We start from the raw sequence: 15,669 nt of genomic DNA, 5'->3' as shown, positions 1-15,669 counted from the left end.
TTATGAACAAGTATATAAAATATGGTTTGGCTCTTATTGGAATTTCCATTATTGGAATTGCAATCTATTTCTATGTCATAAAATCAGACAATCATTCGGAAATAGAACATCAAAACGAGGTTTATACTTGTTCGATGCACCCGGAAATCATTAGAGATAAACCCGGAAATTGTCCCATTTGCGGAATGGCTTTGGTAAAAAAAGTAACAGAGAACAATTCCGTTGACGACAATTCAATCGACAATCTTATAAAACCTACCGACAATTTTATAGTAGGTAATTATCAAACGACAACAGCAATAGACACCACCATAAGCAGTGAAATAAACTTACCGGGCTTTGTGGGCTATGATCCCAATTCATCAGTAAATATTGCAGCTCGAATGAGTGGGAGAATAGAAAGGATGTATGTCAATTATAAATACCAAAAAGTAAATAAAGGACAAAAATTATTTGATTTATACAGCCCTGAATTACTGACTGAGCAACAAAGCTTTATTTATATGATTACTAATGATGCTGAAAATTCTTCGATTATTAATGCCTCAAGACAAAAATTAGTGCTTTATGGAATGACACAAAATCAAATAAATGCGCTGTCTAATTCCAAAAAAGTTAACCCGCTAATAACAATTTATAGTCCTGCTTCAGGAATTATTGACGGAACTGAAACAATGGATAACACCACTAATCCTGTGATGCAAAGTGCAAGCAACAACACCGCAGTATTGGATGTTAAGGAAGGAAATTATATAAAAAAGGGGGAAGTCATTTTTAAATTATTAAATACGGATAAAGTATGGGGAATATTTAATGTTATACAAGGATATAATAGTGTAATCAAAACCAACCAATCTATCAAAATTATTACTGAACTAGACAAAAATGATCTCATAAATGCAAAAATAAATTTTGTCGAAACACAATTAAATGCAGCTGATAAAACCAATAGAATTCGAGTTTATTTAAATAACAATAACTTGAAATTACCAATTGGCTTGCGATTGCAAGGCGTTGTAAAAACAAATCCAGTAAATGGAATTTGGATACAAAAAGAGTCAATGGTAAGCATTGGAAACAAGAAAATCGTTTTCTTGAAAATGGCAAATGGCTTTAAAGCATCGGCCATAAAAACAGGAATTGAAATAGATAATTTTGTTCAGATTATGGAGGGTATTTCAGTAAAAGACACCATTGCCAAAAATGCACAATATTTAATCGACAGCGAAAGCTTTATTAAAACCGAATAATGATGAAGACAATAAAAAAAATAAGTTTATTATCAATACTATTTATGATAATGGTGGCTTGTAATACTAAAGACAAAGAAGACCATAGCAAACACAATAAGAGTGCAGCAACAACATTTTACACCTGTTCTATGGATCCACAAGTTAAGGAGGATAAACCGGGAAAATGCCCCATTTGCCAAATGGAGTTAACACCAATAAAACAAGATGATACTGAAACTAACGAAATAAGTTTGAGTAAACAACAAATACAACTGGGAAATATTACTACCCAAACTATTTCAGAAACTCAAAACAGCTTAGAGCAAAATTATACAGGAGTATTGACTATTAATCAGGAAAAAATCAAAACCATTTCTGTAAGAGCAATGGGACGAATTGAAAAGTTGTATTTCAAAACCGTTGGCGATTATGTGGCTAAAAACCAAGCCGTATATCAATTGTATAGTGAAGATATTGCTATTGCAAAACAGGATTATTACACGGCATACAAACAACTGCAAATGCCTGGCGATTTTGGAAAAAATGCACAAAATATGCTCAATGCAGCAAAACAAAAACTGTTATTCTTTGGTTTAACCAATGCCCAAATTGAAAGTTTAAAAGCCAGTAAGCAGGTTTCTCCTTATATTGTTTTTTACAGCACTACCAGTGGAACAATATCGGAAATAAGTACCACCGAAGGCAGTTATGCAATGGAAGGTTCCAGCATCATTAAATTGGCCAATTTAAACAGCCTTTGGTTAGAAACACAGGTTAACGTAAACTATGCTAAAAATCTAAAAATAGGACAGAAAGCCCAAATTACATTTAACGATTTTCCTGATAAAATCATAAATGCTCAAGTTTCTTTTATCAATCCCGAAATAAACCCCGATACTCGTCTACTTTTAATTCGATTGGAAATACCAAATCCAAATTTGCAATTAAAACCTGGGATGCAAGCGATGGTAAAATTAACACAATCTAATCTGAAAGGATTATACATTCCTGTCGATGCAGTTATCAGGGAAGAAAACGCTTCCTATATTTGGGTAGAAAAAAGACCGGGAGTATTTGAAAACCTAATGGTCGAAACAGGAATAGAAACCAATGGAATGATAGAAATCAAATCTGAAATAGATAGCACAAAAAAAGTCGTGATTACTGGTGCTTATGGTATAAATAGCGAATACGTTTTTAGAAAAGGCAGTAATCCAATGGAGGGAATGAAAATGTGATACTTAAAACTAGTAAAAGAAGAAAATACCGTAAATTTAATAAAGAATTCTAATCAGGTTTCTATGATTGTAAATGCTTTAAAATATAGAAAATCAATACTTATAAAATAAATAAATAAATCGGGCAACAGCGATACTGAAGACCAGGCAACAGTGGAACTGACGACAATTAAACATCTATTTATTATGAAAACACAAAAATCAATTTTGACAAAAACAGTTTCATTACTAACAATGTTTTTAATGGTAATCTCTTTAAGTACCAACGCACAAACAAAATCGAACTCCGCACCGTCTGAAAAAATTCATATTAATAAAAAGGGTGAAGTTTACAACTATAATTGGAACAAAATAGGATTTATTACCAAAGAAGATATCGTGAAAAACAACAAAGGTCAGACAGTATATTTTATTGATGGAAACGGGAATGTGATTGATTCTAAAGGGAAAAAGTTAGGTATGGCTAAAAAGAATGGTTCGTACTACAACATAAAAGGTGAAAATGTACTTAATGTAGGAAAAACAGAAAAAGAAAAATGTGAAATACTGGATGCAAAAGGGCATAATGTAGGTAGCGTACATGAAAATTACAAACTTCATGCCTGTGCCGCCCATTGCTTATTGTTAGAGAAAAAGATGAATCCCGAAAAATCTAAAAAATAATTTTTCAACAAATGGTTCGTGAAAAAACGAACCATTTGTTTTTTTATGGAATACTAATTCTTTGAAGACTTTCTGATTAAGATTGCCGTTTGCTTCATTTCGCTAATTACTTTTTAGTATAAGATAATTTTTTTTATGCTGGTTAGTTTCAGAAACTAGCTAGTTAATTGACAAATTAAAAATAACTAACTTTGAGATAAAATTTAAAATTTGTTAATGAAATCAATATTTCAATATTTTCAACTTTATAATTCACTTTCAAAAGAAGCTGAAAATGCTATTACTGAAATTTGTTCTATTATAAAAATCAAAAAAAATCAAGAATTACAAACCTTTGGCCATACTTGCAAAACTATTTATTATATAAATAAAGGAACTGCAAGGATTTATTATTACAAAGATGGAATTGACATTACCGAAAGCTTCGCTTTTGAAAACAATATTATAGCAAGAGTTGAAAGTTTATTTACAGGAAATCCATCCCGAAAAGCAATCCAAATTTTAGAAGACAGTGAAATAGTAGCCATAAATGCTACTCAACTTTTTAAATTGTATGACACCTATCCTGAAATTGAACGATTATTTCGAAAAATATTTGAAGTTGCTTATGTAGATACTGTAAATAGAATTGAAGGAATTCAATTTCATTCAGCCGAAGAAAGATATAATGCTTTAATAGCTGAAGAACCAAATATTTTAAAAAAAGTTCCTTTAAAACATATTGCATCTTATTTAGGAATTACCCAAGTTAGTTTGAGTAGAATAAGAGCGATTAAGTAATTATTTATCTTATGTTAAAGGATTAGTGTTTTGAAGTGTCGAAATTTGTGAAATAAATAATCAATCATAAAATGTCACCCACAAAAAACATTAATACTGAAACACTTCGAAATTGGCTAGAAACAGGAAAAGAGATTTCAATAATTGATATTCGTCCCATCCAGGAACGAGTAGAGTGGTATATTCCACAAAGTATTCATATTAATGCTTACGACAAATTAAAAGCAAATGATAAATCTGCTTTTCAAGGATTACATCTTGAAAAACACATTCCTGTTGTTGTAATTTGTGCAGGTGGTAAGACGAGTTTAATTGGAGCTGAAATATTGCAAAACCAAGGTTTTGAAGCCTATTCTTTAGAAGGTGGGATGAAAGCTTGGAGTCTATCCTGGAATACTGCTAAAATTACTTTTCCAAATTTTGAAATCATACAACTAAGACGAACAGGAAAAGGCTGTCTTTCTTATATTGTGATTTCCAATAATGAAGCAATTATTGTTGATGCTTCGCTTTCTACAGAGATTTATGAGAAAATTTTAGAACAAGAAAATCTGACTTTAAAATGTGTAATTGAAACGCATATTCATGCAGATCATATTTCAAGATCAAAACAATTAGCAGAAAATAATACAGTTCCCTTATTTCTTCCACATCCAAACAAAGTGATTTTTGATTTTGAGCCAATAAACAACGATACAATTTTCGATTTAGGAAATATCAAAATTAAAGCTATAAAAACTCCTGGGCACACCTTGGAAAGCACTACATTTCTAATTGATGAAAAAGTGCTATTGTCAGGCGACACTCTTTTTACAAATGGTGTAGGAAGACCTGATTTAAAAGCCAATAACAACGAAGCGTTAGAAAAAACAAAAAAACTATATCAATCATTACAAATAGTTTTGGCACTTGATGAAAATACACTTGTTTTGCCATCACACACCAGTCAACCGGTTGATTTTGATAATCAACCCATTCAGACTACTATTGGTTTTGTGAAAAAAAATGTGGCAATGCTACAACTAAACGAAAAAGATTTTACGGATATTATTTTACAGCGTATTCCACCAACACCAACTAACTATTTAGAAATTGTAGCATTAAATTTAAAAGGAGATTTAGAAGATATAAATCCAATTGATTTAGAAGCTGGGGCAAACAGATGTGCAATTTCTTAAACCACCCAACAATGGAAATAAAATTAGGATTAAAAGAAAACTGGAAACAATTTTGGTTATTGGTTTTCATCAATGCACTTGTTGGTGGAATGATAGGTTTAGAAAGAACATTATTACCCGAAATTGCCGAAAAAGAATTCCATCTTACTTCAACTTCTATCATTTTATCATTTATCATATTATTTGGATTATTTAAAGCAATAACCAATTATTTTGCTGGTGCATTAGCACATAAAATAGGTAGAAAAAAACTGCTTTTATACGGCTGGATAATTGGAATTCCTGTTCCTTTTATTCTTATTTATGCCAATAATTGGAACTGGATTTTATTTGCAAATATTTTATTAGGTATCAATCAAGGGTTAACCTGGTCAAGTACAGTAGTAATGAAAATGGATTTAGTTGGCGAAAAACAGCGTGGTTTTGCTATGGGGTTAAATGAATTTGCAGGCTATGGAACTTTAGGGCTTGTTGCTTACATAACAAGTCTAATAGCCGATAATTATGGATTAAGACCTTATCCATTTTATATAGGAATTGCGATTGTTATCCTTGGAACGGTATTAACGTGGTTCTTTGTAAAAGATACTGACGGACACGTTAAAAAAGAAACCCAAATAAATAATACAATTCCACTATTAAAAAACACTTTTACAGAAACAAGTTGGTTACATAAAAATTTGGGTTCTGTTACTCAAGCAGGATTAATAAATAATTTGAATGACGCAATGATTTGGGGTATAATTCCAATTTTATTAGCACAAAAAGGATTTGGAATTGCCAATATTGGAATAATTACAGCCACTTATCCAATTGTTTGGGGTTTAGGTCAATTGATAACAGGAAAACTTTCGGATATCTATTGCAAAAGAGATTTGCTGTTTTGGGGAATGTTGTTACAAGGTTTAGCCATAGTATGTTTGGTTTTCTCAACATCCATTTTTCATTTTGTAGCTATTTCGGTCTTATTAGGGATTGGAACAGCTATTGTATATCCAACATTTTTAGCAAGCATCGCCGAAGACACTAATCCGGAACAAAGAGCAAAAAGTATTGGCGTATTCCGTTTTTGGAGAGATTTTGGTTATGTGATTGGTGCTGTATTGACTGGTGTTTTGACAAATTTATTTAGCATTGAGTTTTCAATTGGCTTTATTGGAATAGTGACCATTATTTCGGCAATAATCATTATTTACAGAATGTCTTGCAAAATAAAATCCAAAAGACTTTTTTAAAAAGTACTCCTAAAACTAACATCTGTTTCTTTCAATTATTTTTGTAATAACGAGAAGACTCTTTTTCGTTCTCTGGTAAAAAGACATTTTACATTCCAATTGATCGACCTCGATAAAAAATATTACATTATAATAATCCAAAAGGAGTGAATAAAATTAATTTGAAAATCGATTCCAAAACAAAAATTACGTAAAAAATCACGGGCAATCAATCGGTCTCTCTCCAGTCGTTCGCTTTGTTCCGTTCGGCTGTTCCAGTCGGTCAACCTTATATTTTCATAAGAACCTTTTTGGGTAAATAAGCAATCTAATACTTCTATTCAATAGTTTGGTTTCCCTCCGTTCCACAGACACTTCACAGCACTAAAAAAAACAGCAGCTTGAAAATAAGCAGCTATTTTTTTGCGCTGTTTCGTTCCTCATCTTCACACGTTCTCTTCCTGCGTTCGGTCGGGCTTATGCATCCACAATACCGCTTCATTCCGTTTCGCTCCGTAAACTACGCTACACTTCATTCCAGCAGTATTATGTCTGCCGCCCTTTATTTTTTCAGCGGTTGCTCCTTCGCTCAGCCATCGGGCTTGGCTCCGTTCGGTAAAAACCTCACTTTGCCCTAAATCAAGGTAACCGCCAAAAGGCGGTGAGCTTATAGTTAGCCCGCCGTTACACGCTCATATCCGCTACGTTTCGCTACGTTCCTTCGCTCAACTCCCGCGTCTATGGTGGCTGCTCGATTGCCGCAACACCGCCACGGCGCTCCTCGGGAAAAAGAATTCCGTAAACTCCATTCTTTTCCCTGCGGTGCTTGGGGGTGTTTGATTGCCGATTTCCGAATCGCGTTCCTGCTACAAATAGTCACAGGAACGTAGGTGCATTTTATCGAAAAGAAAAAGAAAAAAAGACAGCAAGTTTAGCATCCATTCCTCACTTCCAGTCGGTCGTTCCTCCCTCCATTTTCGTTCGTCATTCCTGCTGTAATAACGGCTTTCTTTTTTTCTCTTTTTTCTTTTCAATAAATAATGTCGAATTTTTTAATACTATTGAGCCATGCCAAATTTCATCATTAAGACACACCAAAAAGACACGTGCTACAGCAAACCGCATTTATTCATTCTGAACAAAGGGATGAACAGCGGCAAACCCCAAAAAGAACCATTTACCAATAGTTTTGTAATCATTTTTCAAAATGAGGAAGATTGTGAAAATATTTATTTTGTGGCTTACAGCTTATGGAAAACCAAGTTTTGGCATCCATTTTTGGTAGGTTCGGTTATTCCGTTTTTACGCCTTCAAATTTTTTCAAAAGAATTCAATCTTAAAGCCAGTTTGATGATGCAGGAACACGAAGAGCATCTAAAACAAGTAGCGGCCTTAAAACTTCTGGAACAAAAAGAAAAACAATTTCACGAAAACATCAATTTAATCAATGATATGAGAAAAGTTATTTTGCATCGTTATAGCAACCGATAGTTTAATTGCCATAATTTGTTAATTTTATATTTTTAAATGTAAAATTAACAAAATGAGCGTTGACGAAATTATTAAGAGCTTAAAAGAACTAGAACTAAGTACATATCCTGTAGATGAAATAAAAAATCTTCTTAATTCGCTTGGTCAAGTAGGGCATATTGTTGTATCTTACCATAAAGGCAAATCTATTATAAGAGTTCGTCCAAATTATAAATATCAAAAGTTTAATTATGTTGATCAACTTTCATATAAGCCGCAAAAATATAATACTACATACCAAAGAGCTAGTACTTCTCATAAAACTATGTTTTATGGATGTACTGTTGCAGATAATCCATCAGAAGGAGATTTAGACAATGCCCGAGCAATTGCTCCTTTTGAAGCGGTAAAATGGCTGAGAGATAAAAGAAAAAAAGGTTATCAAAAAATAACGTATAGTAGATGGTATGTAAAAGAAGATTTAAATTTATTAGCTATTGTATTCAAAGAGACATTTTATAAAACAAATAGTTTCACAAAAGAATTAGTAGACGCATACAAAGAAATATTTAAATTTCAATCTCCTGAAATGATTGAAAACTCAATGAAAATCCAAGATTTTTTAGCTGAAGAATTTTCAAAAGAAGATACAGATAACGATTATGAATATTTAATATCTGCTCTTTTTAGTGAAATGTGTGTACAAAAAGGATTTGATGGTGTTTTTTATCCGAGTGTTAGAGTTGGTGGGATGGGATTTAATATTGCGATAACACCTCAAGCTTCACATAAGCTAAGATTATATGCAGCTGGTGAAAGTTCCGTATACAAGTTATATGATCATACAGTAATAGGGAATGATAGTATTTTAAAGTATAAAGGAAATAGGAGAAAATTAAAATTTAAACGAATAAAATCACATAGAAAAGAGTGTCTTAATCAGTTGGGGTTAAAATCAATGGATGATTTATTTTCATAAAGTAAAAAAGCCAGGTCTTGCGACCAGGCTTTCATTTTGCTTAACCCAAAGGTCACCACAACTAGGGCTAAACTTATTTTTTGTGCTTCTTATTTAGGCTTTTAAGCAGTAACGAAATCATAAAACTGACAACGGCTCCAACAGTAGCTAAAATAACTGTTTTTACAATATCTTCAGATTGAATATTAGGTACTATACTTAAAAATGTGCCTCCGGCAGTTCCCATCAAGGTTTGGTTATGGACTGTCATCAGTTGTAGTAAGCTGGCTTACAGCCGACAAAACACCACCTGCTACAGCAACATAACCTCCAATAGTTGTTACTATTACAGGCAGAGCAATTGGAGCAGCTAAAATTGTTCCACCAAAGGCAGCCATTGCCAAACCAACATTTCGAAGCACTTTAAAAAACTTTGGAGTGGGAGCTGAAGCTCTATTTATAATTTTTTTCATAATCTAATAGTGAGATTGAATTAGTATTTCGACACTTTCCTTATTGTCTAAAGCTTTATATACAATGTCTTTTAGCTTCGTAAAAGCTTTTCGGGACATCAAACCTAATCCAGGTCCAGAAAGTTTAGTAACAGGAGCAATACAGCCTTGTAATTCTTTTTGGGCATTATTAGCAGGATGAAAAAGAATAAATTTTCTATTGGATACATCCATTATTTCTAAATGCCATTTATACTTTGCACTGTATCGCTTTCTAATAAAATATTTCCCCTCCGGAATACAGGAAACTTTCGTTTCGTTCATCTTCCACGGTAATTCAATTGTTTTACAAATCAACTTACCTTCGCATTCGAGTTTACCATTAGTTCCTTCAGGGAAATAAGTTCTGGTTAAAAACAAAACCATCATCTAAATTCTAAATTGAGATTAGACACCTCCATCAACTGCAATAAGCGATAAAGGGTTGTAAGCACCGTTTTTCAATGAATACATGCTGCCATTTACTTCTTGGTAAAACTCAAGACCTAAAGCTAAAAATAGTGGTTTAGTACTGTTAGGTGTAACCGTATTCACATGGCTAATCATAGCTGTAGCCGTTGCATCCCAAGCCGTAATTGCTGTTTCAGAATGTTGCTCTACAAAAGTTTCATTTTCAAAATCAACTTCAACACCTGCTGAAATAATTTTGAAGTGAGTAGTTCCTCCTGGAGCAGCAATCATATTCGATGGAATAAAGGGTGGAATATCTACCGATATTTCACCGGTAACCCTGTTGATACCTCCAGTAAACGGTGCAAACAAACTGGTGCCCAGTTTTCCACGAATATTGAATTCAAATCCGGTTAACAATTCTGCTTCACCATCAATCACATTTCTCAATCCACGTTCACTCGTTGTATCCGCCTGAATCACTTTAACCATAGATTGCGTCAAACGACTCACCATTCGGCTATCAGAAGAATTCAAAAGCAAAACTCTAAGAGCTGTTCTCAAAATCTTTCCAGCTTTACCTGCTCTTCCAAATTCAGAACCGTTTTCACGTGTTCTTTGAAAAGCTGGGTCACTTGCAATTCTACTAGCGTCAATTCCGCCTTTTTCTCTTGCTAAGTGTCCATCTTGCGTTTTGTAAAAAGTAATATCTCCGATAGTACCTTTTAATTTAATTATGCCTTTTTGCCTTGCCATAACTTCAAAATTTTGTTTAATAAATCAGTGAATAATTCACTCAATCATCATCTTGTTGCAACATCTCCTGATTGATTTTGAAACAAATTTTAAGCTATTTTAGAACAATAAAAAGGGAGAGGCGTTCGATATGTCCTAAAACGACGTAAATGACTCAATAGGGCATAAACAATCATTATTGAACGTCTCAAAATAATGATTAAATTGCAGTAATTTTAAAAAGTACAAAAGGCTATTAGAAGTATAGTATAGCCTACTCAAAGCTATAGATAGAGTATGAAAACGCAAATTAAAAGAATATGCATCTATCCAAAAGACATTGAACGCATCACAGGCAAGAGTTACAGACAAAGTGCTAGAATGTTGCAAGCTATTAGAAAGAACCTTAATAAGCTTGAAAATGAGTTAGTAACCATTGAGGAGTTCTGCCAGTATGCAGGTTTAAAAATTGAACAAGTAGAACCGCTAATTTTTGGATGAAAAGAAGAAACCAAAAAACAGAGAATAAATTTCCCTAGAATCTCCAACTAGTTTAATAACTAGTTCATTTTTTAGTATGAATTAATTGTAGATGCATTTGGTCAATACCTTATTAATCAGTAAATTTACAGTATAAGATTTAGTGATATTTGTATCTGTTTAAAGGAGCAAAATCGAGATCCTTATGTTTTAGACTAATATATTTTATTATATATCAGCGTATTAGAGGTTAAGTTCTAATCCCTCATCGCCCACAAAAAACTCCTTAAGCAATTAAGGAGTTTTTTTTATGCCTAATATTTTCAAACTTTTTGTGTAAATCCTTTTTCACTTAATTTCTCCAACTATAGGTTTCTCAAAATCAACCCATTTTTCATAGCCTTTGTCATTCAAATGAAGGCCATCTTTGGTCAATTCTTTTTGTAGTTCGCCTTCTGCATCCACAAATTGAGCATATAAATCAATAACTTTATAATAGCTTTTTGACTCATTTTTTTTAATGATTGCATTCACCGATAGAATATCTTCTTTCAAAAATTCTCTTCTGCTGGGCAAAAGTGTGCGCACATAAATCTTTGTAATTGGTGATTTGCGATGAATTGTTTTTGCAATTTTCAAGATATTCTTTGCTATATATTCGGTTGACGGAACGATTTTATCATATTTTAAAGAACGATTGTCTTCATTGTGATGAAGGTTAAAGAGGTCATTAACTCCAATGAGGATAAATACGGCTTTGGGTTTGAAATAAATAATTTCGTCCAAGCGTTGCAATACGCCATCGGTACCATCTCCAGCAATTCCCCGGTTGCGGATATGGTTTATTCCAAATCTGGCACTCCAATCTTTCCCTCCTTCGGTGATACTATTTCCTATAAAGACAATTTCCCCAAACTCCAATGGTTCTTTTTTAAACTCTTGAATCCGTTTTGGGTAATATTTTTGGGTCCAATCGTTATGATAGCGGCTTACTACTTTTTGGGTTGGATATAATTCAGCTAATTTATTTGTCTCAACCGGAGCTGATTGTCCAAAAGCGTTGATGCTTATAATTAAAAATAAAATTAGGCCTATTTTTTTCATAGTGTTCTGTTTATGCTATTTTAATGAAATCCGTTTAACTCTCAAGATTCTTGGTAAAGTTTTCAATAAAACCTGCTTTATCTTTCCTTACAAGTTCAAGCATTTCACGAATTTCCTCCGGAGTTGTTCCATATTTATCAAACCACAGATGAATTTCGATTAAAATAGGCAACAAATCAATTCCTTTTTTGGTTAATTTATACAACACTTTGGCTTTACTCGTTGGATGTTCTAGTTTTTCTATTATTTTATTTTCTTCCAAAGTAACCAATCTGCTTGCCAGAATATTGGTTGCAATTCCTTCGGCAGATTTTAAAAAATCACCATAAGTGCACTCTTTTCTGAATAATAAATCCCTGATAATCAAAAACGACCATTTGTCGCCAAACACGTCTAAAGTGCCGCTAATAGGGCAATCCGATCTTTTTTTTATTCCTTTCATAAAAATAAATTAAAAATATTTCCAAAACCACTTGCAAATAACAAGTTAATGTATCTATATTTGTACTTGCAAAATGCAAGCAAATTTATAAATTAATTTTTAAACACAATAAAAATGAAACAAAATATTTTAGTTACTGGAGCATCGTCAGGATTTGGATTGTTAATCGCAAACAAGCTTCAACAAAGTGGCCACAATGTCATTGGCACAAGCCGAAACCCAGAAAAGTATGCGTCAAAATTGCCATTCAAAATGATTGCATTAGACCTTGATTCGGAGCAGTCAATAAACTCCTTTTCGGAAAGACTTTTTAAAGAAATACCAAAATTGGATGTCCTTATCAACAATGCAGGCTTTTATGTGTCAGGAATTGCCGAAGAAACGCCTATTGAGTTAGGAAGACAACAATTGGAAACTAATTTTTGGGGAACCATCAAAGTTACCAATGCCATCTTACCTCATTTTAGAAAACAAAAATCAGGTAAAATCATCACTTTAGGTTCTATTATAGGATTGGTGTCGTTTCCTAATACTGCCTACTATGCCGCTTCAAAACACGCCTTGGAAGGCTATTTCAAATCATTGCGTTATGAATTGAATGAGTTTAATATTGAGGTAGCAATGATTGAACCTGCTGCTTTTAAGACAAATGTTATTACTAATTCAATTGCTACTATAAATAGAATTCCAGACTATAACTCTTTAAGAAATAAAATTCAAAAATTCTCCGACGAATTAGTAAGTAAAGCCGAAGATCCAATATTAGTTGTTGAAAAAGTGCTTAAAGTAATTCAAACAGACAAACCCAAATTTAGAAACATTGTTGGTAAAGATACTCCTGCCTTGATAAATCTACAGCACTTTGCTTATGGTATTTTAGAAAAAAACGTATTGAAACAACTAAACAAATAAGTAGGAATGAAAGCATTTATCATAACAAAATACAGCAAAAAAGAAAAACTGCAACTTACCCAATTAGCAGAACCGGTTGCGAAAGCAAATGAAGTGCTGGTTCAAATTCACGCAGCGGGTGTAAACTTGTTAGATTCACTCATCAAAAATGGCGAGTTCAAACTCTTTTTGCTTTATAAAACGCCACTTGTCAATGGGCACGATATGGCTGGAACGGTCGTTAAAGTAGGCTCTGGCGTAAAGAAATTCAAAGTTGGGGATGAAGTCTATTCAAGAGTAGCAGATTATAGAATAGGCACTTTTGCGGAATATATCGCCGTAAATGAAGCTGATCTTGCTCCAAAACCCAAAAATCTTTCGATGGAAGAAGCTGCTTCAATTCCATTGGTTGGTTTAACAGCTTGGCAAGCTCTTGTTGAAATGGGAAAAATAAAAAAAGGACAAAAAGTATTTATTCAGGCTGGTTCTGGAGGTGTGGGTACTTTTGCCATTCAATTTGTCAAACATTTGGGGGCTTTTGTGGCTACAACAACCAGTGAAAAAAATAGAGCTTTAGTCAAAAGTCTGGGAGCTGATGTAATTATTGACTACAAAACAGAAGATTTCTCTACTATTTTGAAAGATTACGATTTGGTTTTGCATAGTAATCGTGACCCAAAAATTCTTGAAAAATCACTTCGAGTTCTCAAACCTGGTGGGCAATTAATCTCACTTGTTGGTCCTCCTACTCCCGAATTTGCGGAGGCTCTTGGCTTGTCTTGGCCGTTAAAATTGGTTATTAAACTTTTAAGTTCTAGTGCCAGAAAACAAGCCAAGAAACAAAATGTAGCTTTTAAATTCCTGTTTATGAGAGCCGAAGGAAATCAATTGGGCGAAATAACAAAATTGATAGAATCCGGAATTATAAAACCCGTTATTGATAAAGTTTTTCCATTTGAGCAAACCAATGATGCTATGGCTTATGTGGAAACGGGTCGGGCAAAAGGGAAAGTTGTTATTAAAGTTAAATAATCAACACAAACATCACCAATAAAAAACCGACCTTTTCAACAAAGTAATTAGGACTTTTGAACAAAACGCACTGGGAATAAGCATTCTATCTTTGTCTCAATAAAAATTTAAAATGAATTTTAAAAATGGGACAAAACAATTACAACGGAGCTTTACAAAAACCGATAGGTTCTGGCTTCAACGCAGCATCAACAACTACAGATGTTATCAAAGGAATTGACCTTACAGGAAAAATTGCCATCGTAACGGGCGGTGATGGCGGATTGGGTTTGGAAATCACCAAAACATTGACTTCGGCTGGAGCAACGGTTATTGTTCCGGCTAGAGATGTCGAAAAAACGAAACAAAATCTGGAAGGCATCAACAATGTAGAAGTAGCTGCGTTAAACCTGATTGATTCTGCTTCTATTAACGCATTTGCTGAGAAATTTTTGGCTTCGGGCAGACCATTACATTTGCTTATCAACAATGCTGGTGTAATGTGGACTCCTTTGTATCGTGACGAACGTGGCAATGAGGGACAATTTTCTACCAATCATTTGGGGCATTTTCAACTGACAGCGAAACTTTGGGAAGCATTGAAAAAAGCAAATGGCGCAAGAGTAATTACCGTTTCGTCTTCAGGACACCATTATTCGCCGGTACTTTTTGACGATGTAAACTATAACACAAGGGAGTACGACAAATTTGAAGCCTATGGACAATCCAAAACTGCAAATGTGCTTTTTGCGGTAGAATTGGATAAAAGAGCACAGCAATTTGGCGTTCGGGCTTATGCCTTGCACCCGGGGTTGATTTTGGAAACCAATCTGGGCAGACATTTAGCTTTTGAGGATTTTGTTACCTTGGGTATTTTAAATGCGGACGGCACACCAAACTCTGAAGCCGAAGAAGCAATGAAAAAAATACAGAAAACCAAGGAACAAGGAGCTGCAACAACAATCTGGGCAGCAACGAGTCCACAGCTTGAAAACATTGGAGGCGTGTATTTGGAAGATGTAGAAATTGCCCAATACGATGCAGAAAATTACGACAGCATTGCTGCTGCTTATAGAAACCCAGGCGGATTTGGAGGTGTGGCACCCTTTGCATTAGAAGCAGAAGCTGCCCAAAAACTCTGGACTTTGACCGAAGAATTGACTAACACAAAATTTGACATTTAATTAAAAATAATGAGGCTGTCCTTTTCGGACAGTCTCATTATTAATTTTAGACAACTTTAGTTATAAACTTAATGGTCCTTTAAACAAAGCTTGTCATCAAAAGAAATTCTATTTTTGTTTAAATTTTAATGAATATCAAAATCTAAAAAAGGCGTACACAAACTACAAAGGAGCATTATAATACCCA

General features: G+C 33.7%; 17 protein-coding genes. 11 read left to right on the top strand and 6 right to left on the bottom strand.

The genetic code is table 11. The features are described 5' to 3' along the window. The first annotated feature begins 2 nt into the window (after positions 1–2). From IEV84_RS06015 to IEV84_RS05980, 8 genes are all read left to right on the top strand, one after another. Positions 3–1,250 (top strand): heavy metal-binding domain-containing protein, encoded by a 1,248-nt coding sequence (locus IEV84_RS06015; RefSeq protein ID WP_188493391.1) that lies wholly within the window; start codon positions 3–5, stop codon positions 1,248–1,250. Between the two features lie 2 nt (positions 1,251–1,252). Then, positions 1,253–2,470 carry an efflux RND transporter periplasmic adaptor subunit gene (locus tag IEV84_RS06010; RefSeq protein WP_188493390.1) on the top strand — a complete coding sequence of 406 codons (1,218 nt, stop codon included), beginning with the start codon at positions 1,253–1,255 and terminating at the stop codon, positions 2,468–2,470. Positions 2,471–2,656: 186 nt separating this feature from the next. Continuing rightward, positions 2,657–3,133: a DUF3659 domain-containing protein gene (locus IEV84_RS06005; protein WP_188493389.1), complete on the top strand. Its 477-nt coding sequence runs from the start codon at positions 2,657–2,659 to the stop codon at positions 3,131–3,133. A gap of 216 nt (positions 3,134–3,349) precedes the next feature. After that, complete coding sequence (locus IEV84_RS06000) at positions 3,350–3,913, top strand: Crp/Fnr family transcriptional regulator (protein WP_188493388.1); 564 nt, start codon at positions 3,350–3,352, stop codon at positions 3,911–3,913. A 71-nt stretch (positions 3,914–3,984) separates the two neighbouring features. Then, positions 3,985–5,091, top strand: a complete 1,107-nt coding sequence (locus IEV84_RS05995) for an MBL fold metallo-hydrolase (RefSeq protein ID WP_188493387.1) — start codon at positions 3,985–3,987, stop codon at positions 5,089–5,091. A gap of 11 nt (positions 5,092–5,102) precedes the next feature. Next, the gene (locus tag IEV84_RS05990; RefSeq protein ID WP_188493386.1) at positions 5,103–6,326 is read left to right on the top strand and encodes an MFS transporter; all 1,224 of its coding nucleotides are present in this window, start codon (positions 5,103–5,105) and stop codon (positions 6,324–6,326) included. A gap of 1,047 nt (positions 6,327–7,373) precedes the next feature. Further along, positions 7,374–7,796, top strand: a complete 423-nt coding sequence (locus tag IEV84_RS05985) for a DUF6943 family protein (RefSeq protein ID WP_188493385.1) — start codon at positions 7,374–7,376, stop codon at positions 7,794–7,796. Between the two features lie 52 nt (positions 7,797–7,848). Further along, positions 7,849–8,754, top strand: a complete 906-nt coding sequence (locus tag IEV84_RS05980) for a hypothetical protein (RefSeq protein WP_188493384.1) — start codon at positions 7,849–7,851, stop codon at positions 8,752–8,754. 73 nt (positions 8,755–8,827) lie between these two features. Here the strand turns inward: IEV84_RS05980 and IEV84_RS05975 are convergent, their stop codons facing one another. The 6 genes from IEV84_RS05975 to IEV84_RS05950 all read right to left on the bottom strand — a co-directional run bounded on the left by IEV84_RS05975 (position 8,828) and on the right by IEV84_RS05950 (position 12,396). Further along, positions 8,828–9,004 carry a hypothetical protein gene (locus IEV84_RS05975; RefSeq protein WP_188493383.1) on the bottom strand — a complete coding sequence of 59 codons (177 nt, stop codon included), beginning with the start codon at positions 9,002–9,004 and terminating at the stop codon, positions 8,828–8,830. Beyond that, positions 8,991–9,206 (bottom strand): hypothetical protein, encoded by a 216-nt coding sequence (locus IEV84_RS05970; RefSeq protein WP_188493382.1) that lies wholly within the window; start codon positions 9,204–9,206, stop codon positions 8,991–8,993. Before IEV84_RS05970 ends, IEV84_RS05975 begins: the two co-directional genes overlap by 14 nt. 3 nt (positions 9,207–9,209) lie before the next feature. Then, complete coding sequence (locus tag IEV84_RS05965) at positions 9,210–9,611, bottom strand: DUF5675 family protein (RefSeq protein ID WP_188493583.1); 402 nt, start codon at positions 9,609–9,611, stop codon at positions 9,210–9,212. A 21-nt stretch (positions 9,612–9,632) separates the two neighbouring features. Further along, positions 9,633–10,391: a hypothetical protein gene (locus tag IEV84_RS05960; protein WP_188493381.1), complete on the bottom strand. Its 759-nt coding sequence runs from the start codon at positions 10,389–10,391 to the stop codon at positions 9,633–9,635. Between the two features lie 807 nt (positions 10,392–11,198). Further along, positions 11,199–11,954, bottom strand: a complete 756-nt coding sequence (locus IEV84_RS05955) for a GDSL-type esterase/lipase family protein (protein WP_188493380.1) — start codon at positions 11,952–11,954, stop codon at positions 11,199–11,201. 34 nt (positions 11,955–11,988) lie between these two features. Beyond that, positions 11,989–12,396, bottom strand: a complete 408-nt coding sequence (locus IEV84_RS05950) for a winged helix-turn-helix transcriptional regulator (RefSeq protein WP_188493379.1) — start codon at positions 12,394–12,396, stop codon at positions 11,989–11,991. 114 nt (positions 12,397–12,510) lie between these two features. On the opposite strand from IEV84_RS05950, the gene IEV84_RS05945 reads away from it, so the two are divergent. The 3 genes from IEV84_RS05945 (at position 12,511) to IEV84_RS05935 (ending at position 15,482) form a co-directional block, all read left to right on the top strand. After that, positions 12,511–13,308, top strand: a complete 798-nt coding sequence (locus IEV84_RS05945; RefSeq protein WP_188493378.1) for an SDR family oxidoreductase — start codon at positions 12,511–12,513, stop codon at positions 13,306–13,308. 6 nt (positions 13,309–13,314) lie between these two features. Beyond that, positions 13,315–14,319: an NADP-dependent oxidoreductase gene (locus tag IEV84_RS05940; protein ID WP_188493377.1), complete on the top strand. Its 1,005-nt coding sequence runs from the start codon at positions 13,315–13,317 to the stop codon at positions 14,317–14,319. A 125-nt stretch (positions 14,320–14,444) separates the two neighbouring features. Beyond that, a complete protein-coding gene (locus tag IEV84_RS05935; protein WP_188493376.1) occupies positions 14,445–15,482 on the top strand; it encodes an SDR family NAD(P)-dependent oxidoreductase in 1,038 nt (345 codons plus the stop codon). The last annotated feature ends 187 nt before the right edge of the window (positions 15,483–15,669 follow it).

This window comes from Flavobacterium palustre, from assembly GCF_014639535.1.
GTDB lineage: Bacteria > Bacteroidota > Bacteroidia > Flavobacteriales > Flavobacteriaceae > Flavobacterium > Flavobacterium palustre.
This window is presented reverse-complemented; position numbering and strand designations above follow the sequence as displayed.

Bases quoted from the DNA above. Each gene is read 5' to 3' on its own strand.
- IEV84_RS06015 (WP_188493391.1), top strand. From the start codon at position 3: ATGAACAAGTATATAAAATATGGTTTGGCTCTTATTGGAATTTCCATT.
- IEV84_RS06010 (WP_188493390.1), top strand. From the start codon at position 1,253: ATGAAGACAATAAAAAAAATAAGTTTATTATCAATACTATTTATGATA.
- IEV84_RS06005 (WP_188493389.1), top strand. From the start codon at position 2,657: ATGAAAACACAAAAATCAATTTTGACAAAAACAGTTTCATTACTAACA.
- IEV84_RS06000 (WP_188493388.1), top strand. From the start codon at position 3,350: ATGAAATCAATATTTCAATATTTTCAACTTTATAATTCACTTTCAAAA.
- IEV84_RS05995 (WP_188493387.1), top strand. From the start codon at position 3,985: ATGTCACCCACAAAAAACATTAATACTGAAACACTTCGAAATTGGCTA.
- IEV84_RS05990 (WP_188493386.1), top strand. From the start codon at position 5,103: ATGGAAATAAAATTAGGATTAAAAGAAAACTGGAAACAATTTTGGTTA.
- IEV84_RS05985 (WP_188493385.1), top strand. From the start codon at position 7,374: ATGCCAAATTTCATCATTAAGACACACCAAAAAGACACGTGCTACAGC.
- IEV84_RS05980 (WP_188493384.1), top strand. From the start codon at position 7,849: ATGAGCGTTGACGAAATTATTAAGAGCTTAAAAGAACTAGAACTAAGT.
- IEV84_RS05975 (WP_188493383.1), bottom strand. From the start codon at position 9,004: ATGACAGTCCATAACCAAACCTTGATGGGAACTGCCGGAGGCACATTT.
- IEV84_RS05970 (WP_188493382.1), bottom strand. From the start codon at position 9,206: ATGAAAAAAATTATAAATAGAGCTTCAGCTCCCACTCCAAAGTTTTTT.
- IEV84_RS05965 (WP_188493583.1), bottom strand. From the start codon at position 9,611: ATGGTTTTGTTTTTAACCAGAACTTATTTCCCTGAAGGAACTAATGGT.
- IEV84_RS05960 (WP_188493381.1), bottom strand. From the start codon at position 10,391: ATGGCAAGGCAAAAAGGCATAATTAAATTAAAAGGTACTATCGGAGAT.
- IEV84_RS05955 (WP_188493380.1), bottom strand. From the start codon at position 11,954: ATGAAAAAAATAGGCCTAATTTTATTTTTAATTATAAGCATCAACGCT.
- IEV84_RS05950 (WP_188493379.1), bottom strand. From the start codon at position 12,396: ATGAAAGGAATAAAAAAAAGATCGGATTGCCCTATTAGCGGCACTTTA.
- IEV84_RS05945 (WP_188493378.1), top strand. From the start codon at position 12,511: ATGAAACAAAATATTTTAGTTACTGGAGCATCGTCAGGATTTGGATTG.
- IEV84_RS05940 (WP_188493377.1), top strand. From the start codon at position 13,315: ATGAAAGCATTTATCATAACAAAATACAGCAAAAAAGAAAAACTGCAA.
- IEV84_RS05935 (WP_188493376.1), top strand. From the start codon at position 14,445: ATGGGACAAAACAATTACAACGGAGCTTTACAAAAACCGATAGGTTCT.